We start from the raw sequence: 19302 nt of genomic DNA, 5'->3' as shown, positions 1-19302 counted from the left end.
CCTTAAGATTGCTATATAGTATGAATTTTTAAATATCCTCTAAAAGTCTCGATAAAGCATTCCAAGCGACTTGAATAATTACTTGATAGCGTTGTTCGGATATATCAACAGTTTGTGCTTCTTGGCGATTTGCTCCTAGTAAACCGGTATTTTTTCCCAACTCGACAGCTAAAACAATACCTTCTGGATTTTTAATTCTTAATTCGCCTGAAAACTGATTGGGATAAATCGCACAGATGTAGTGACGCTGATTGTACTCAAAAGAACTTTTAATTGGTTTTTTTATTACTTTGGGAAATAAATTAGAACGGTCTGGAAGTCTAACTCCTAATATTTCCAATTCGATAGTGGTATTACCATTAAAATGATTTTCTCGAAGTTTATAAGCGATATCTACTCGTTTGGGTAAAGGGAAATAATCGCGCCAGCGCCATGCGATCGCCTTAATTTTATGATTTCGATCGCCAATAGTTTGGCACAATGTTAATTTAATATGACCTTTACCAACTGTTTTTTGGTCCATAACCTGGACGTCAGGGGTCCAAAATATCGGATCGGGATTTTCTATCCCACAGGGTTCTAAAGTATTTAATTCCTCATAAAGCTCATGATTGATTCGATCGAAGTTTATTTGAGCATCAATTTTGAGAAGAGATTTAAGATGGTGAACTTCTAAACACTGATTAGCAAATTCACTCAAGCGTTGACGGAAAGCATCTAAGTTTTTTGCAGGTAAGGAAAATCCCCCCGCAGCTTTATGTCCACCATATTTACCTAACAGGTCGTCGCAAAATTCTAAGGCTTCAAATACATGGAATTCGGGAATTCCCCGCGCAGAACCGCGAATAGTTTCATTATCTTCGTAGGTACCGATAAACACCGGAACGCCATAACGTTCTAATAACCGAGAAGCAACAATACCAATCACACCATGATGCCAATTTGGTTGTACGATTACCAGTACCCGGTCATCTTTGAGAGATAAAAGATATTCTGTTTCTACAACTGCGATCGCAGCATGCTCAATTTCCTCACACATTTCCTGACGTTGACGGTTAATACCCTCACATTGCATTGCACGTTCGAGGGCTATTCCCATATCATCAGTGGTGAGTAATTCAATAATTATTTGGGGGTCACCAATTCGACCGATCGCATTAATTCGCGGTCCCAAGCGAAAACCAATATCTTCTGGTTTTAAAGTTTTTAAAGATTTATTATTAGGATTTCGATTTAAATTATTAGTCGTATTTGAATTTATATTTGAGCTTGAATTTATATTTGAGTTTGAATTTATGTGCGATCGTGAATCTGAATTTATATTTGCATTTGGAGTTAGCGATGGAGAATTATTTTGTGATTCCATACCCCTTGCTTGCACCCCAGACATTTGAATTAGAGCTTGGACGCCAGGTAAACTTGATTTGGGTAATAATTGTAAACCACGTTTAAGCCAGCGACGATTCACCCCAATCAAAGGAGCCAAATCTGCAATGGTTCCCAAAGTAAATAATTCCAGCATCGGCTTGTTTATATCTTGCACCGACCCCATTTGTTGAGCCAGACACACCGCCAAAATATATGCTACACCTACCCCAGCAACTCCATAGTAAGGAGAAGCCGGTGAAATTAATTTGGGATTGAGAATAGCATTAGCTGGGGGTAACTCTTGGGGAATATCATGGTGGTCGGTGACAATTACTTTTAAACCCAGTTCTCTCGCTCTGGCGATCGGTTCAAATGCAGATATACCGTTATCTACCGTTAGAACCAGCCCAACACCTTCATTATGGAAATCTTCAATGATACGTTTGTTAATCCCATAACCTTCATGCATGCGACTGGGGATCGCATAATCTACTTGAGCACCCAACCAACGCAAACTTCTTAATAACAAAGCAGTAGATGTCATTCCATCGGCGTCATAGTCACCGCAAATAGCAATTTTTTCTTTTGTAGCAATACTGTGTTGTAATAACTCCAGACTAATAGCAAGATCGGGAAATTCTTCCAACGGGGAAGGTAATTTTAATGATTCTGGACTTAAAAAGACCTGTGCATGTTCTACTGTTTCAATTCCACGATTAATTAGTAGTTGATTAATGATGGGCGATAAATTCGTGGATTCAGCCAGCTTGTTTGCTAATTCTAAATTCTGCGGGTATATGTACCAGCGCTGATTAGGTAAGCGTTTGCGATTTTGTGAAATTTCGGGTTTAGAAAATTCTGATTTAGATTGATAGGTCATTGGTAATTTGTCACTATGTGTTGGTCATTTGTCATCTGCCATTTGTTTTACATCTGCAAAAATTATCGGCTTCAACCGAAGTTCTTGTAACGAACGACCAACGACTAGCGACCAATTACAAATTACAGTTACCAATTATAAATTACAAGTTAGCTATTACCGTTCATAGAAAGTAAGCATCCCAATTTTGTAAAACTGGGATCCCTCCTTAAATATTGATTTCTTGCAAAAAATCACCTGGTTGAAAATGATTAAACTGTGTGGTTGATTTTTGTGGTACAGATTCTTCAGGTTGTAAAGATTCGATTTTACTAGAAAATTTGCTCGAAACTTTGCTCGAAACTGAATTATCTTTTGTTGTTTGCGAACCTTGTTTTTCCTCATATTCCATAAGTTTTACTTGAGCAGTAGGATATGCTGAAGAATTTTTCGGAACCTGACGGAGGAATTTTAAAGCAATATCAAATCTCTTTTTCTCTGCTTGGTTATAAGCTTGTTGCAATAGGTGAACAGAACGAATATCTCGCTTTTGTTTATATTCTGCTAGTTTTTGTTGTACCAGACTTCCAGTAGAGTTTTCAGCTGGAATTTGACTCAAGTATTCTAAAGCAGTACCAAAATTTTTTGACTCAGCTTGTTTGTAAGCTTTATTTAATAAATTCTGAGTTTGAGTTTCTATCTTGGCTTTAGCTTGTTCAACTAACTTATCTGATTTAGATTGCCAATATAGAATATCAGGAATTAAATTTGCAGCTTGGATCGCTTCCGACCATTTCTTCTGATTCAAAGCCGTTTCGGCTGCTTGATATTGCTTTGCTGCTATTTTCCATTCATTTTCCCATTCATCAATAGTATTTTGAGCTTCAGAATAGACTTTACTACTATTGGGGATCGACCTCATCAAGGCGACCGCTCGGTCTAGATCGCCTGATTGAAATTCTTCTGTTGCTTTGTATACAGCCTCTTTCCCTACATATCCTGGAGAGTTTTGTACCAGGGAATATACCCCCAAACCCATAACCAGAGAATTAGCCGCTAAGCCAAATTTAATTCCTGTAAGAATGGAAGGCTTTGAAGATGAAGACTCTCGCTCGTTTTCTATCAGATCTTCATAGAACGCACTATAGTTGGGTTGAATAACTGTTGGTTTTCTAGCTTCTGCTGGAATTTGTTGGAGTACTTGTAAAACTTCCGGGGCTGACTGAAAGCGTTGATTGTGGTCGTAACATATCATTTGACTGATAATTGCAGCAAGATAATCGCTAACTACAGTCTCTTTAGAACGCCAGATAATTTCGTTGGATTCGGGATCTATTTTTAATTGCAATGGAGTCAAACCAGTCAAAGCTTGAATTGCAATCATACCCAAAGCATAAATATCACTATTGGGTTTTGTTTGACCAATAAACTGCTCGGGTGGAATATATCCTAAAGAAGTTACGGGAATTCTGTAAATCGGAAGTTCTGCATCAATACCAAAATCAATTGGTTGTATAGAACCAAAATCAATCAGGACTAACTTATTATCAGAAATGCGCCTGATTAAATTTTCTGGTTTGAGATCGCAATGAATTACACCTCTGGCATGAATAAATTCTAGAATATTTAAAACATCTTCTAAAAAAGAAATTACCTCACCTTCGCTCCAAAGATAGTTTAAATCTCTTTGAACTGGTAATTCTGCACTTAGTGAGTGTCCTTCAATAAATTCTTGTACTAGATAAAATCGCTCATCTTCCTCAAAACAGGCTATAAGTTCTGGTATTTGGCTGTGATGTCCCAGTTGAATTAAAGTTTCGGTTTCGGTAAGAAAGCGTAACCTCAATGTTTCTATATAACTAGGTAGAGAACTACTGACTTTTAATTGTTTAACTACGCATTTAGGGTTTCTGGGGTGGTCTACATCTACAGCTATGTATGTTTGACCAAAAACCCCCGCACCTAAGCTTTGGACAATTTGATAACGCGCTTTTAATACTTTACCGATCGTGGGGAGAGTCATGAGTTGGCTGTTTATTCACTCCTAATCTATTAGTTCTGTAATTTTTAAGACTTTCCGGAAATGAAGTAGAAAATGATACACATATGTTTTGTACTGGCTCGCTATATTTGAATAGCTACTGCGGTTTATTGATCAATTGGTTTATATTTAAGGAATTTGGATTCCCAATAAATAGTATTCGAGAATACAAATTAATTGGGTTTATGTAATTTTATTTTTGTGTTGCTTTAAACTCGATTGTTTTTATTGATTCACATGCAAGTTTTAAGTATTTTAATTCTAAAAAATATCAACAATGAAAATATTATCACCAAGAGAGCATAGTCAACTATCTTAAAGTTAATATTTCATGCTTACAAATTATAAAGTCCATTTAATAATAAAAAATACACGCTTTTTATCAAGCAAATAGCTTTAATAGTATTTCTTAAAGTCATCATTTTGTAATTAAAAATACTAACATTATGATGATTTAAGGCTGAATTAAAAGTTTCACACAGCATGATAGTTGACCTGTGAAATCTATGAATTTAGTTTTTGTAAAAAAAGGTGTGAGGATATGAGCATGTAGTATAAATACAAATTTTAGATACAGAGTAAGGAAAACTCTAAGTATTAGTTGGTGTACTAAGAAATAAATTTAGGTAGAAATTTTATCTGTCAATATTACAGATAAATATATTCAGACAAAATTGTTTATTATGTTACAAAAGTCATGATGCCAAGCATTTATTTTTAGGTATGCATAATAATGCAAGTGGCAAACATAAATCTCAAATTTTGTAATTTTAGCTACGATAAAATCATTGATAAAAAATAGTATTCAAGTAGAGATAAAGATAATTTAACTAAGATTGCAACTAAAAATATACCTACCCACATTCCCCACTCTTCCCACACTTCCCATTCTTCCCACACTCCCCATCTCATTTCAAAAAAGGGTAATTCACCCGGATTTAGTATCACCTTGCTCTAACTCTTCTTCTATCGGTTCCGATTTATTAGTTAGGGGTTTTACAACCCGCGCGATCGCTTCTTGGATAAAAGCCTTAACAAACTCATCTCGGCGGTTGAGTTGAAATTGTTTTTGTACCACTTCTGTCATTCCTCCATCACCCCAATCTTGATCGTGACGGAAATATTCCACAAAACTTTTTCCAGCAATCCGTGTGAGGTAAGCCGCGGTTACGCCTTGGATTGCTTTACCGATAATTAAGGTACCAATATTTAGCTGTAACGCCGTAGAAACTAATTGTACGGCACCTTTAACAATCCCCAAACTTGTAAGAGTTTTTGCCAAAGAAAGCGCCAACTCCCGTCCGCGCTCCATATTTAATTCGCAACCATAGATTCTGCCAATTTCTACTACCATTTGTGCATTAACTGCAGCAGTTGCAAGTAAATCAACAACAGGTAAAGGTGTTACTGAAACTACACCAGCGCTGATCCACTGAAAACGCTCTACAATTTTATCAGCTTGACGGCGACGCTGGGCATCAATTAGTTTGCGTGCTTCTTCTCCCAAGCGCATAGATTGCAGCAAAATATTATCTGCAACTAAGTCTTCACCTTCGGAACGTAAAATAGCTGCCATTCTGCGCATTAACGGCAAAATGTCGAAGTCAGGTTGGAATATATCCCCACTTTCCAACTCTACAGCTTGGGGATTTGCAGTTATAGCGACAACATCATTAGCTGCAATAAATCCTCCTACCCGTTGTCGCAATCTTGCTAAAATTCTTTCTTTATCTTCTTCTGTATATAAATCTATTTTATTAAGTACAACGATCGAACGCTTACCAATTTCCGCTAATGCTTGTAATGGTTCATACTCAGAAAGTCGCAAATCGTTATCTACCACAAACAATAGTAAATCTGCTTCAGTTGCCAAAGAACGGGCTAATTCTTCTCTTTCAGTTCCTGCAACTCCTGCTTCTAAAATTCCAGGTGTATCGGTAATTAATATTTTCCGTTCTAAACCTTTGAGGCGCAAACAGTAGGTTTCTCCTACTTGGGTTGTTCCCATTGGTGAATCGACTTTCCCAACCATACGCCCAATGATGGCATTAACTAAGGAGGTTTTACCTGCACTCCCCGTACCAAATACAACTACCTGAATCTCACCACGGGTTAAGCTAACTTCAATTTCTCGAGATTTAGTGAGTAAAGCTTGGCGGGTCACTTCATCTTGAATTTGTTCGACTTGCTGTTTCACAGCTTTGAGGGTTGAAGAAGCAACTTCTGTTCTGGCTTCTGGTATTTTTAACTGGGGGGTTTTCCTCCCGGAACGTCCTCGAGTGCGCTGTTCTCCTACTTTAATTATCCAAATATAGTAAACAAAAGCTGCAATAATCACTCCAAGTAAAACAATCAGCAATAATAACAACAGATTGCCCAAAAAAGGAGAAGAATATGACAACTGCCAATACAGTCGCGACAAAGAATCAATCAGCCACAGGCTGAGTGCCAAAATAACAATCAGACCGATAATCAGCGTAACTAGGCGCGATACAGGCATTAGATCAGAATGAACAGCTATGGGGAATGCATATGACTTTCATCTTAATCGGTTGCTTGGTTCTCATTGCAATAATTTGTAAATGGTAAATGGTAACTTGTAATTAGTAATTGGTAATTGTAGCCTGTGAAGGCGCAGTGTTAGCTATTAACTAGTAACTGTTAACTGTTAACTGATAACTTTTACAAGAATACTGATTTTAAGACATATGGTCAGTATCTAAATAGACATGGTAATACTTTGATACTGTAAATTTTTAGTTATTTTTAGTTCAGTTTTGTTTTTATAGCCTGGTCTCACGAAAGTCGAGAGAAAATTTTTGCAAAAAATAATTTTGAATAATTAATATTTGTTTTGAATTGATTTTTAACTTATTGGATTGAACTTACTTTGGATTGAGCTTAAATTTGGATTGAGCTTAAATTTGAATTGAACTTAAATTTGAATTGAACTTAAACTTAAACAATATGTCCCAAAACCCCCAAGATGAACGTCTACGACGCTGGAGACTCATTCTCGGCAGCGCACAAGACGGTACTGCCTGTAAATTGAGTGGTGCTGATGTTACCATCGATAACTCCCTAAATGCATTATATGACTCAGAACGCTCTGCCGGGTTGGGGAGTTCTTCACCTAAAGTAGCTCGTTGGTTGGGTGATATCCGTACATATTTTCCTTCATCAGTTGTTAAGGTGATGCAAAAAGACGCACTTGAACGCCTTAACTTGCGACAAATGTTACTACAGCCAGAAATGCTTGAAGCTGTGGAACCGAATGTACATTTGGTTGCAAATTTGCTGTCTTTAAGCGGCGTAATGCCAAGCAAAACTAAGGATACCGCCCGTCAGGTGGTTCGTGGGGTTGTGGAAGAACTGCAACGTAAATTAACACACCCAACCCATCAAGCTGTCATGGGAAGTCTTAATCGCGCTATCCGTAACCGTCGACCTCGTCATAACGAAATTGACTGGAACCGCACTATCCGCGCCAATCTCAAACATTATCAGTCGGAATATCGAACAATTATTCCAGAAATTCGCATTGGTTATGGACGCAAACGTAGTTCCTTACGCAATATTATTTTATGTGTCGATCAAAGTGGTTCGATGGCAACTTCTGTAGTTTATGCGGGTATTTTTGGAGCGGTTTTGGCTTCACTACCTGCAATTCAAACGCGGATCGTTGTGTTTGATACGGCTGTTGTAGATTTAACAGATGAGGCTCAAGATCCTGTAGATTTACTATTCGGCACTCAGTTGGGAGGAGGTACAGACATAAACCGTGCTTTGGCTTATTGTCAAGGATTTGTACAAAAACCCCAAGATACAATTTTGGTGCTGATTAGCGATCTATATGAAGGTGGTAATCGTCAAGAAATGCTAAAACGGGTTGCTGCATTGGTGAATTCTGGAGTGCAAGTAATTACTCTACTTGCGTTAAACGATGAAGGTGCACCTATGTACGATCGCAGAGTTACATCAGAATTTTCCCAAATGAATATTCCGGCTTTTGCTTGTAGTCCCGATAAATTCCCGGATTTAATGGCTGCTGCAATTCAAAAACAAGACATCGGACAATGGGCTGCGGCGAACGATATTGTGACAAGCCGAAGTTAAATTCATCGCTTAAATCCATCGGCATCCTGATAGTAGTAGTATCAAATATGCTAAGTACCCATAACGGGTCATAACATTAAATTTGTCCCTTGGGGCGATCAAGGTAAAATGCAATCAAGACAACCATAGGATTGAACGGAAAACCACATTATGGTTACAACTTCATCTAAATCCATCACTCTAGAAGAGTTTTTAACATTACCAGAAACTAAGCCCTCCAGTGAATACATAGGCGGAAAAATTATTCAGAAACCAATGCCGAAAGGAAAACATAGTACGATTCAGACTGAACTATCCACTACCATTAATTTTGCACTCAAACCTCAAAAAACTGCTCGTGCGTTCTCTGAACTCAGATGTACCTTTGGCGAACGTTCCACCGTACCTGATATAAGTGTATTTACATGGGAGAGAATACCCCGTGATAGCAATAGTGAAGTAGCTGATTCTTTTAAGATTGCACCGGACTGGACAATTGAAATTTTATCTCCAGAGCAAAGTCAAACTAAAGTCACCAAAAATATTCTTTATTGTTTTTTAGATAATGGTACCCAATTGGGATGGCTCATAGATCCCAGCGAACAGTCTGTATTGGTTTATTTTCCTAAACAGCAACCTGCATTTTTTGAACTCGCAACAGATATTTTACCCGTACCTGATTTTGCTAAAACTTTTCAATTAACTCTTGGGGAATTATTTGGTTGGCTATTGGAATGATGTAGTGTAATGATGTAGCGCTGCGCGCAAATACGAAGTAAGAAAAGACCGTGCTTATGACTAACATTACTTAAGGGGTCCGACGATAAAAAGTTTACACATCATAGCTTTGCCGGATTTAGCGATGTCCTAACCTTATTAGGTAGTGCTACAAAAGTAAAAAGTACAAATAAGATCAGATAAAATTTGTATATTTACTTTAAAGTTTGGCAGGTATTTTTTACACGCTCCAATAATAATTTCTCAAGTGCTGTTTCTCTCCTTTTTAAATTGACTATAACTGGATGCTTCTCTTTAAAGCGATTTCTTGCAGTTACTAGTTGAACTTGCACTTTTTGTAATTCATTTGATATGGTCTGCGTACCAGGTATTAGACCAGTAGAAGCAATATCTAAATGTTTATCTTTTGATTTCTCTGTCTTGAATGTATTACATGCTTCTTTTTGCTGATTAATAAGTAAATCAGTACTTTCTTGTCCTAGGACAACTAAACCAAGTAATGTAAAATGATTCAAAATAATTCCCCCTACTAGCCAGCCCAATCTTCGAACTGACTGATAAATTTGAAGATTTCTCTGTACTGAAGTATTTCTAATTTCCATAGAAGTTAATGATTCTGATTTAACTGGAATCATGGCTTATGCTATTAAAAGTTATTGAAATAATATTCTTGATATTTTATATCTTATCTAGTGTTAATTTCTTGTAAATATCGCTTATTAAAGAAAAACCAATCAAATGCATGGGAATATATAAGGTAAATAGAAATATATTTCTTATGAAGTTGTTATAAAGTATATCTTTAAGGTGGAAATAGAAAAGTAACATTGGGAACACTGGACTCAAAGCCACATAAAATAGGTATTGCTTCATGAGCGAAGGCGGATGTGATTCTACCTGTAAAAATACTGTTTCCGTACAAATATCAGAAAACGACTTCGTACTCGGGAAACATGACACAATAACCCACAATTTTTATGAAAATTCCGATGAAAAATCATATGAAGATTTTTATATAGAAAAGCCCATAAGCAAAAAAGAAGCTGAGGATTATTCATCACGAGCAACTAGGTTCTTACAGCATGGTATTCAACATCAACAAGTTGGTGAGTTTGTCAGAGCGATTGAGTCTCTGCAGCAAGCACTAGCATTATTTCAAGCATTTGGGAAATTACAACAACAGGGACAAGCACTCTCTTGTTTAGCGCTTGCGGCTTACAATTTACAAGATTATAAAAGTGCAGTCGTCTATTCCCAAGAATGTTTGTCGGTGATCAAAGATTCTAAGAATCTGCAGATGAAAATACAAGCATTTTCTTACTTAGGTAACGCCCAGCGCCACTTAGGTAGATATGAGGAAGCTGTTGATAATTTGCAGCAATGTTTGCACATATGTCGGGAATTAAAAGATTGTCGCTCTATAGTTGCTGCATTTAATAATTTAGGATTAGTATATAAAGCATTAAATAATTTACCACAAGCAATTGAATGTCAAGAACAAAGTTTAGAGTTTGCACGTCAACTCAAAGATAAATGGGGTGAAGAGCAAGTTTTAAAAAATCTTGGTAACGCTTATTATGCTTTAGGAGAAAATATAACAGCTGTTACTTATTACAAACAAAGTTTAGAAATTGCTCGAGAAATTGATGATAAAAGAGCACAAGAAGAATCTTTGGGCAAATTGGGTGTAGCTCATGAAGCTTTAGGTGATTATCAAAAAGCAATTGATTACTACGAACAACGTTTAAACTTAGCTCGAAATATTAAAGATTCCCGCACTGAAGAACAAGCTCTTGCAAGTTTAAAAGTCGCTTGCTATGCAATTGGTGATTATGAAAAAGTAAGACAATACAATTAGCTAGTCAATTTGAGAATTATTGTAAAAAATAAATAGTTTAAAAGGCGTACCTTTGGCAATTAATGTTATAAATTGGTGGTACGTCTTTACTTTATTTTTATTCTGAATGAGAGTATTGTTATAATTACAAATTCTGCACAGCTTCAATAAGAAATTTATCAAACTATCTATTTCTTATTCAAGCAACTCAAAGTAGTATGCCCTAAATCTGCTGCAAAAATCTCGTCTCAGAAAAATTATCAACTTTTGTAGTGATGTATTTTTGCGTAGAACCAGAAAATTGGTATTACCTACAATCCATATCATCAGCATCATTTAACATACTTGGCATTTTCATCTTTAGTTGCCATACTAAACAAGGAATTTCTGGTATATTAAATCACTTTCAGTAGGAAGACTAAAGAGAAACTGTTACATGACTTTACAAGGAAAGCCGATGAATCAACCATTAACCGTTCAAGAGTTGGTTATTGTAGTTGCTGCTAAAAATCTTAAACCTTCTATCTTAAGTCCAGATTTTCTTAAATACAGTGGAATTATTCCGGGGGAATGGGAGTTTGCAAAGAAACCTGTTGTAAATAATAACGAGGCAAGATTTAGCTTTAAAAATGGTGTGAATATCATCGCTGAACCTCATCGGGTAATTTTTGCAGAGGGTATCACCAAAAAAACAGATGACATGGTTATAATACCCGAAATTACACGTAAATATACCCAAGTATTGCCTGGCTTAGATTTTCAGGGAATTGGAATCAATCCTAGGGGTTTTGTGGCTTTTGCACAAGAAGATGCTGGACGCAGATTTATTACTGACAAGCTTCTATCTCCTGGCGATTGGCAAGATGAAGGGGAAGTAGCAATGCGAGCTTCTTTGAATTTGATGTACAAATTGCAACGGGCTCCTTTGGCTTTGAATATTACTGAAGCGGCTTTAAATCAGAAGAATAAAAGTATTCCTATTGTGATTTTTAGTGGTAGTTTCAGCTATCAAATTACTGGGAATAGCACTGAGGAAAAGCTTAGTTGTGCGAACCAAGTTGTTGAGAATTGTTTTACTGATATTAGCACTTTCTCTGATTTGATAAACAACAAGTTTCTTAGTGATGTAACTGGGAATATTTCATTAACTGAAGCATCCGTCAAGCTTGCTGAATCTAATTCTGAAGAGTCGGATTTATTTGCTGTTGGTACAGGTGCTTAAGCTTATCTCCATATTTAGTCAAAAAATTGTCTGATATTTTTACTTCACCAGAGTGATTAAAGAACAATAACAGATTTGTAACTTAAAGAATACATAATGTCCGATTTAATTAGAGATGCGTCTCACAAAGTTAACTTTTTCAGAGACGCTTCCCAATCCTAAATTCCTATATTTCTCAAAACCGCCAATCTAGCCCCAATTAAAAAGTTTATTAAACAAAATATCGGAAATTCCTTTCTTCTTCAAGGTTTCACGTATAGGTTTTTTGTTGTCGGGTTCCCCTTTTTTCCTACCTTCTGATTGACCAGTTGGTGATGGCTTATTGCTATGTAATAATTCAGTAAATTGTTTGTACAAATCTGGATTAACTGCAAAATCAAAAGCTAATTCTTGTCCTACTTCTTTTAATTTATTCGGTAATTCTGATGAGAACGTTTGTAGTAATTCTGCCAGATTACTATTTAAAAATGCATCAGGGGATGCAAATTCTCCAGGTTGAGTATCTGATAGTTGGGACTCAAATAGGTGCATGAAAGCATCTAACCTACCACTGTCCAAGGAACTGTGCTGCTGTAACGCTAAAGCAGGAGAAACAACCGATCCATTAACATTATCTGGTAAAGGTGCAGCGAGTAGCTTTTCTGCATTCACAATACCCGATCCAAATCGATTGGGCTTCCAAGTGGGGAATTTGTCACAGGTATCCCGTAAAAGTTCGTTGAAAATAAAAGGAATTTTTTCCGCACCATAGCGTTCAACTAATTTGTCTCGTCCATGATAGGAAAGCCATAACGCTGCTACACCTGCAACAAACGGCGCAGAAAATGAAGTACCCGAACCTTGCTCTATCCTGTGTTCGACCCCCTTATCTTTTCTATCACTTTTTGCGTACCAAACTAAATGACCCGGAGCAGTAACGTCAACCTGCTTTCCTCGCGATGCACCCCACCAAACTTCACGCCGAATATCGCTACCAGTAACAGCAATTACTTCATCATATGCGGCGGGAAATACCACGTAGGGAATTAACGTACCAGATGCGGCAACAATAATCATACCCCGTTTTTGAGCATAAATAATCGCACTTCGCAAACGTTGATTATGAAAAGCAGTTCCCATGCTAATTGTAACTACGTGAGCGCCATTATCTGCCGCATATTCAATTGACTGTGCCAGATTGCGGACACTCAAAAGTACCACAGAATAGGAAACTCTTAAGGGAAGTACCTTTGCACCAGGCGCGACACCAGTAACATATTTTTGATTGGAATAATTAGCTTCTTTACCTTGATTGCTAACGATCACACTTGCAGTCGATGTACCGTGACCGGGATTATTGATTAGCTGACCGAATGGTCTTTCCAGTTCATCTGTGGCGTTGTTATCCTTCTCAATAAAATCGTAACTTTTTTCCAGAAGTAAATTATCAATAATTTCTGGATGATTGGTGTAACCTGTATCGGGATGAGCTACAACTATTCCATGTCCGGGTAGTTTATTGGGATCGGGGAAATACTTCTTCCAGACTTCAAATACTCGAAGTTGCTTAAGACACCAATTTACATCTTCACTTTCTCGTTCAATTTGATTATCGAAAAAATCTCCCAAGTCAGGTATTGATACATCCCAGCTAGTAAGTTCGGGAAGTGGAACAGCAAACAATGGTTCTACATCAATGACACCAGGTTGCGATCGCAATTCATAAGTTTTATCCCAAGCTTCTTTTACTGATAAAGCATCATCATTAAGGGTAATTTCAAATTCAGTCAGATTGTCGCCAATTGGTTTAACATTCCAATCATCACCAAGTATATTTTTTACCAGTTCGCTACATCTACCCTCTAATCGGGGCATAACCATTTCGAGAAAAAAGCCTTCAAACTTCGGGCTCAAAGGGTTCGATTGAGTTTTTTGTTCGTTAGGAAACATATAGTTAGTTACGAATAAATATTTTTAGTGAGATTATATTCACATTTTACTGAAATGAGAGTAGGGGCAACATCCCTAATATCCGTTCTTTAAAAGAAAAATATCGAGATAATCACCTTTTTTAGAAACATTTTTGACTGTAGAATATTTACGTAAATATTATCGTTACATTTACAGTTATTTACACTTAGAAAGTAAAAGTAAAGAAAATTCAGTTATCAGTTTATGGCTAACGGCACGCCCTTACGGGCTACAGTTAATGCGCAATACTTACAGTACGCTTACGCTAGACCGCGCACGCAATACCTAAGGTACGCTGGAGCCTGCGGCGTCGGCAAAGCCTCTGACTAACGTCACGCAGGGCGCGCTTAAGTGAGCCGCTAACCGCTAGGCGCTAACAGTTACCAGTTAACAGTTACATCACTTATTACTTATTACTTATTACTTATTACTTATTACTTATTACTTCTTAAAACTAATCTTGTTGCTGTAGATATCTTCGAACTACATCAGTTTCCACTTGAGGAAAATGCACATAAAAATTACTGACACTAAAAAATGATTGTGGCGCAGCCAAAACAATTGAGCGATCGCACCATTCACGTAAGTAAGGTAATAATCGCATCGGTGCAACAGGAGCACAAACCCAAATTTCTCGTGGACAGAGTCTTCGCAGAGCTTTAATTGCCACAGCTATGGTCATTCCCGTAGCAATACCATCGTCTACTAAAATAAGTGTCGAATTCTTGGGTTTAACCTTTGGGCAAACAGAAATTAGTTGTGCCTCTAAAAATTTAGCTTGTTTTAAAGCTACATCTAGCGCCTCTTTTTGCCATTGGGGATAATTAAATTCACATCTGTAAGAGGGAGCCCACAAAATACTTCCTGCTGCAGTCACAGCACCAATAGCCAGTTCCTGATTCTCTGGATGACCAATCTTTTTGGATACGATAATAGTTAAAGGACAGCCTATATATTGTGAAATCTCTACAGCAACTGGAACTCCTCCCCGTGGTAAAGCGTAGACAATTGGTCTAGGGGTTTCTCCGAAAGTATTAATTTGCTGGGTTAAAAGGTCATCAACCACCGATGCCAATTTTTTACCGGCATCGGCACGAGTAGCAAAAAGTGGGGCATCAGACATCTTTCCCCCAGCACAAAGGGTGTTAGTATTATCGACTTTAATATTGATTTTATGATGATTGATTTTTACCTGAAGCAATTAATTTACAAATCTATAGAAGTATGAAAAAAGTATGGGCTATTTACATAGGTAACATTCTATGGGGTTCATATTTGATTTTTGTTGACGCAGCCTGTACTTCGCGCTTAAAAATCATACCTAATACAGTATGCAATAATCATAGCTGCGCTACCTACGGTTAAGCCTTACAGCGGCATTGCTACGCTAACGGTCAAGCCGCGTGCATTCGTCGTTAGATGCGTCCAAACCGTTACGCTTAGAACGCGGGATAAGTCACGCTGTCGCTAACATCGTAGATGCTTCTAACGCTAACCGCTAAAAGTACAATTTCTGTTCCTTGTTCCCCATTACCTGTTCTCTACTTCGAAAAGTATTTCATAAATAAAATCGGATTCCTATATATAGGTATTTTGTTTGCGATTTGATGCTTTTTAATTTTAATATTTTTGAAGCTTAATATTTTTAAGTTTAATATTTTTAAGTTTAATATTTTCAAAATAGAATTAAAAGCTGAAAGTATGATAATTTTAAGTTTCTAGATATTTGTATTTTAGATATTTTTAGCTGTGATGGTAAAAATTCCAGTATTACTAGCGTATAAATTAATTCATGAATAGTTTGAAGCCATAAATATTTCGATTTCGAAATAATGGCTAATGTGAGTTAAATTCAGCCTTGTAATATCAAGGATTTCAAGAATTGGCTTAAATCACGTTTGTGATTATTTTCACGAATTTACGTTATTTCAGCTTCCAATTCACATAAGGCGTAAATCATAAATTTTGCATCCCCACAAAGTTATTAAATAAATCTATAAAGATTCATGAGCAGCGATAATCAATTAACTCTCTTTCAATATTCCAATCCACAAGATAAAGAACTCATACCCACTAGTGCTAAGATTCCTATCCCCAGTGGCACCTATGCAAATATGACAGAAATCACTGAACATTGCAATAGTTGTCACCGTTGTAGTTTAGGGAGTACCCGTAAACACGCAGTAATTGGGCGTGGAAATCAAAAAGCATTAATTGCAGTTGTGGGAGAAGCCCCAGGTCAAAATGAAGATGAAACAGGTTTACCATTTGTTGGTAGAGCCGGACAGCTACTTGATAAAATTTTGGCTGCAGTACGCTTGGACTCGGAAAAAGATGTTTATATTTGCAATATTGCCAAATGTCGTCCTCCCAATAATCGCACTCCAACCACTGAAGAAATTGCTGCATGCAAGCCCTATATCTTAGAACAAATCCGTTTGGTAGATCCCAAAATCATTCTGCTTACTGGTGCTACTGCTGTTAAAGGTTTAACAGCTGAGAAACGTGGAATTACCAAAATACGCGGAACCTGGATGGAATGGGAAGGCAGATTATGTATGCCAATTTTTCACCCCTCTTACTTGTTACGTAATCCATCCAGGGAGAAAGGTAGTCCTAAGTGGTTAATGTGGCAGGATATTCGGGCAGTACGTGCCAAATATGATGAAATAAGAGAAAAAATGGGATTTAAAAGTCAAAACTAAGTATGGAAAATGGTGGAAGTTTTTGTGAGTAATTAGTAGTGGTAACGATTAGTGATATAAAAATTCACTACCACTGTGATTACTATTATTACTTACCACCACTATATAGCGATTTTCGGTTGAGTGCATGACACCTTGTAGAGACGTTGCATGCAACGTCTCTACAGAATGGGAATATAAAATGTATTTGATTCAAATGGAAACTGCTATATAACCCAAACTCCTTAGAAAATAATATTTTACATTAGCCTTTTTAGCTAAATAGTCCTTGTAGCCTTGGAGTAATAACGAAAATAAAGTTTTTGTGCTTGATAGGCTAATTCGTAACCTACAAAATTACTAAGAATAATTAGGGCTACAATATATAAATTTTATATATTAATTTAATTAATTAATAGTTATTTATCCTATTTAAATTTATTTAAAGTGTATTTTCCTTTTGTTGATATTGATTATTAAAATAAAGACGATACATTTGACAGGAAATATAAGCGCGATCGCCATCTAATTTAATAAGTCCCATACTTTCTAGTTGATGACTAAGAATTGGTTCTAAACTTATACTTTCGTTCGTCATTAATATCTGTTTTAATGCTGTTGACAGTGCCGGTTTTTTTTGTATTATTTCCCAGTGATGACGTAAAATCCTTCCATAGATTCCTCCCTGAGTTGGAGCTTGTTTTAAGAATTCTTCCAATGTTATTTCTTTTCGAGCCAAATGGTAGAGAGCAATACGTACTAAATAAGGATGTCCCCCGACCATGTCTATTAACTGTTTAACTTTATCTTCACTTATCAAATTTAGTCCGTGTCTCTTAATTAAATCTTGAACTTGCTTTAAATTAAATTCTGACAGTTTTATTGGTAACCCTAGATTAAATGGAGATTTATTAATATCTAGGGATAGATTAATTTCTGTAGAGTGGGCTACAACTAAACGTAGTTTTTGAAATTCGATACTTTGCCTTGATTTTTCGTGCCAAAAGCATAAAAGAGATAAGAATTCTTCCGCAATATTGAGATATTCAAAAACTAAATTTACTTCGTTTAAAACTAAGACTATAGGAGTCTCTATTTGCTTTAATAGATATCCTTCAAAATAGATTCCGCAACTTACTTTACTACCCATTTCCTCATCCCAATACTGATCAAGGAGAGGTGGTAATTGTAACTGACGACCTATATTGGCACAAAACCAGCGTAAAAATTTATTTAAGCTCGTATAAGCTGCTCGATCTGCTTCCTGAAAGTCTATTTTTACTGTCTTGTAGTTCTGTTGTTGAGCAAATTTCATAATTCTGAGCAACAGAGAACTTTTTCCCATTTTCCGAGGTGCTTGAATACGGGTTAAACTTCCTGGTTTCAGAATTTGTTCGCAGCTGAGTTGTTCGCTAGGAGTACGGGTTATATAAAAGGGAGAATCCAAAGAAACAGTATTATCGGGATATTCTAAATTTATAAGTAAAGACTCATCAAATTTATAAGGATTCCCTATCTGAGTTAGGCTCTCGGAAGTTACCAGTCGTTGTAATTCCTGGTTAGCTTCTTGAAGCTGCGTATTTTCGGCTTTTAACCCCTTTTGAAACTTTTGAATTCTAAGTTGATTTTCGACCCTTGCTAAGACCTCAGCGACTCGAAATGGTTTGGTGATACAGTCAATACCACCAATAGAAAAAGCTTTAACTTTATCCCAGGATTCATCTAAAGCAGTAACAAAAATAACTGGGATATCTTGAGTTTTTGGATCACTCTTAAATTTTTGGCAAATACTATAAGCATCTAATTCTGGTACGCGAATATCCAATAGGATCAAATCTGGAGTTGCTAAAGAAGCTGTTTGTAACGCCAAATTTCCATTATTCACTTGTCGAACTTCATAGCCTTGCTCTTCGAGTATGTTGGATAATAAGTTTAAATTTTCTGGCTTATCATCAACCAGTAGAATGCTGGCATGAGTTAGTATTTGCAATTTTGCCTCAGAGGTAGATGCTGCTCTTAATGAGGAGGTAGTTGCTTCATTAACTGCTAAAGGGTTAATTGCATTGAAAGCTGACTGCTTGATTTCTAACGATGAAGAATTTTGATTGCGACGCATTTCTTGTTCCAGGATTGCTCTAGCATTTGACTTAGTCACTTTTTTTCCCAGAGCTTCCGAAAGTAAATGCCACAATTTAGGAGCAACATCTTGTTTGAGGTATTTGGCAGAATAACCGTATTCATCTGCTAGTTGCTCGTAGGTTTTGCGCTCTCCTCTTAAAGTCGTGACTAATATACCCCTTTGTAGATCGCTACAATAGATATTTGTTTTACTGTAAATCACAGTTTCTGCTAATTCGAGAAGATTTTCAGGATTAATCATAAATGTAAAAGATTACTTGTAAAATTTATAGAGCTTATGAATATATGAAGTTGTGTTATTTATAATTTTGAATTATCTTACCTTTTGATTTCACTCAATAATTTTGTTGAGATTTTTACCGTACTACA

13 protein-coding genes are annotated in these 19302 nt (G+C 36.6%); 5 read left to right on the top strand and 8 right to left on the bottom strand.

Features of this window, described 5'->3' with window-relative positions:
* Positions 1–28: 28 nt before the first annotated feature.
* From BC008_RS18905 to BC008_RS18895, 4 genes are all read right to left on the bottom strand, one after another.
* Positions 29–2248, bottom strand: a complete 2220-nt coding sequence (locus BC008_RS18905) for a single-stranded-DNA-specific exonuclease RecJ (protein WP_058182978.1) — start codon at positions 2246–2248, stop codon at positions 29–31.
* A gap of 208 nt (positions 2249–2456) precedes the next feature.
* A complete protein-coding gene (locus BC008_RS18900; RefSeq protein ID WP_027844639.1) occupies positions 2457–4250 on the bottom strand; it encodes a serine/threonine-protein kinase in 1794 nt (597 codons plus the stop codon).
* 792 nt (positions 4251–5042) lie between these two features.
* Positions 5043–5180 (bottom strand): hypothetical protein, encoded by a 138-nt coding sequence (locus BC008_RS50585; RefSeq protein ID WP_201026065.1) that lies wholly within the window; start codon positions 5178–5180, stop codon positions 5043–5045.
* 16 nt (positions 5181–5196) lie between these two features.
* Positions 5197–6768, bottom strand: coding sequence for a YcjF family protein (locus BC008_RS18895; protein ID WP_027844640.1), 1572 nt, complete (start codon positions 6766–6768; stop codon positions 5197–5199).
* Between the two features lie 467 nt (positions 6769–7235).
* On the opposite strand from BC008_RS18895, the gene BC008_RS18890 reads away from it, so the two are divergent.
* Together BC008_RS18890 and BC008_RS18885 are read left to right on the top strand one after the other, a co-directional pair.
* Entirely contained in the window at positions 7236–8384 is a 1149-nt protein-coding gene (locus BC008_RS18890) for a VWA domain-containing protein (protein ID WP_027844641.1), read from the top strand.
* A gap of 150 nt (positions 8385–8534) precedes the next feature.
* Entirely contained in the window at positions 8535–9101 is a 567-nt protein-coding gene (locus tag BC008_RS18885; protein ID WP_027844642.1) for a Uma2 family endonuclease, read from the top strand.
* Between the two features lie 194 nt (positions 9102–9295).
* On the opposite strand, the gene BC008_RS18880 is transcribed toward BC008_RS18885, so the two are convergent.
* Positions 9296–9736: a hypothetical protein gene (locus BC008_RS18880; protein WP_058182977.1), complete on the bottom strand. Its 441-nt coding sequence runs from the start codon at positions 9734–9736 to the stop codon at positions 9296–9298.
* Positions 9737–9972: 236 nt separating this feature from the next.
* Between BC008_RS18880 and BC008_RS18875 the strand changes: the two genes are divergently transcribed.
* Together BC008_RS18875 and BC008_RS18870 are read left to right on the top strand one after the other, a co-directional pair.
* Complete coding sequence (locus BC008_RS18875; protein WP_027844645.1) at positions 9973–10959, top strand: tetratricopeptide repeat protein; 987 nt, start codon at positions 9973–9975, stop codon at positions 10957–10959.
* 415 nt (positions 10960–11374) lie between these two features.
* Positions 11375–12160, top strand: a complete 786-nt coding sequence (locus BC008_RS18870) for a hypothetical protein (RefSeq protein WP_058182976.1) — start codon at positions 11375–11377, stop codon at positions 12158–12160.
* Positions 12161–12349: 189 nt separating this feature from the next.
* Here BC008_RS18870 and BC008_RS18865 read toward each other — a convergent pair whose 3' ends face one another.
* Positions 12350–14089, bottom strand: a complete 1740-nt coding sequence (locus BC008_RS18865) for a S8 family peptidase (RefSeq protein WP_027844646.1) — start codon at positions 14087–14089, stop codon at positions 12350–12352.
* 475 nt (positions 14090–14564) lie between these two features.
* Positions 14565–15233, bottom strand: a complete 669-nt coding sequence (locus BC008_RS18860) for a phosphoribosyltransferase (RefSeq protein WP_027846912.1) — start codon at positions 15231–15233, stop codon at positions 14565–14567.
* A gap of 883 nt (positions 15234–16116) precedes the next feature.
* Between BC008_RS18860 and BC008_RS18855 the strand changes: the two genes are divergently transcribed.
* Positions 16117–16815, top strand: coding sequence for a uracil-DNA glycosylase (locus BC008_RS18855; protein ID WP_027846911.1), 699 nt, complete (start codon positions 16117–16119; stop codon positions 16813–16815).
* 421 nt (positions 16816–17236) lie between these two features.
* Here BC008_RS18855 and BC008_RS49560 read toward each other — a convergent pair whose 3' ends face one another.
* Positions 17237–19174, bottom strand: coding sequence for an AAA-like domain-containing protein (locus BC008_RS49560; RefSeq protein WP_058182975.1), 1938 nt, complete (start codon positions 19172–19174; stop codon positions 17237–17239).
* Positions 19175–19302 lie beyond the last annotated feature (128 nt).

It is taken from the genome of Mastigocoleus testarum BC008, from assembly GCF_001456025.1.
GTDB lineage: Bacteria > Cyanobacteriota > Cyanobacteriia > Cyanobacteriales > Nostocaceae > Mastigocoleus > Mastigocoleus testarum.
This window is presented reverse-complemented; position numbering and strand designations above follow the sequence as displayed.

What these genes read in the sequence shown, in the direction of transcription:
- BC008_RS18905 (WP_058182978.1), bottom strand. Translation starts at nt 2,248, where the DNA reads ATGACCTATCAATCTAAATCAGAATTTTCTAAACCCGAAATTTCACAA.
- BC008_RS18900 (WP_027844639.1), bottom strand. Translation starts at nt 4,250, where the DNA reads ATGACTCTCCCCACGATCGGTAAAGTATTAAAAGCGCGTTATCAAATT.
- BC008_RS50585 (WP_201026065.1), bottom strand. Translation starts at nt 5,180, where the DNA reads ATGAGATGGGGAGTGTGGGAAGAATGGGAAGTGTGGGAAGAGTGGGGA.
- BC008_RS18895 (WP_027844640.1), bottom strand. Translation starts at nt 6,768, where the DNA reads ATGCCTGTATCGCGCCTAGTTACGCTGATTATCGGTCTGATTGTTATT.
- BC008_RS18890 (WP_027844641.1), top strand. Translation starts at nt 7,236, where the DNA reads ATGTCCCAAAACCCCCAAGATGAACGTCTACGACGCTGGAGACTCATT.
- BC008_RS18885 (WP_027844642.1), top strand. Translation starts at nt 8,535, where the DNA reads ATGGTTACAACTTCATCTAAATCCATCACTCTAGAAGAGTTTTTAACA.
- BC008_RS18880 (WP_058182977.1), bottom strand. Translation starts at nt 9,736, where the DNA reads ATGATTCCAGTTAAATCAGAATCATTAACTTCTATGGAAATTAGAAAT.
- BC008_RS18875 (WP_027844645.1), top strand. Translation starts at nt 9,973, where the DNA reads ATGAGCGAAGGCGGATGTGATTCTACCTGTAAAAATACTGTTTCCGTA.
- BC008_RS18870 (WP_058182976.1), top strand. Translation starts at nt 11,375, where the DNA reads ATGACTTTACAAGGAAAGCCGATGAATCAACCATTAACCGTTCAAGAG.
- BC008_RS18865 (WP_027844646.1), bottom strand. Translation starts at nt 14,089, where the DNA reads ATGTTTCCTAACGAACAAAAAACTCAATCGAACCCTTTGAGCCCGAAG.
- BC008_RS18860 (WP_027846912.1), bottom strand. Translation starts at nt 15,233, where the DNA reads ATGTCTGATGCCCCACTTTTTGCTACTCGTGCCGATGCCGGTAAAAAA.
- BC008_RS18855 (WP_027846911.1), top strand. Translation starts at nt 16,117, where the DNA reads ATGAGCAGCGATAATCAATTAACTCTCTTTCAATATTCCAATCCACAA.
- BC008_RS49560 (WP_058182975.1), bottom strand. Translation starts at nt 19,174, where the DNA reads ATGATTAATCCTGAAAATCTTCTCGAATTAGCAGAAACTGTGATTTAC.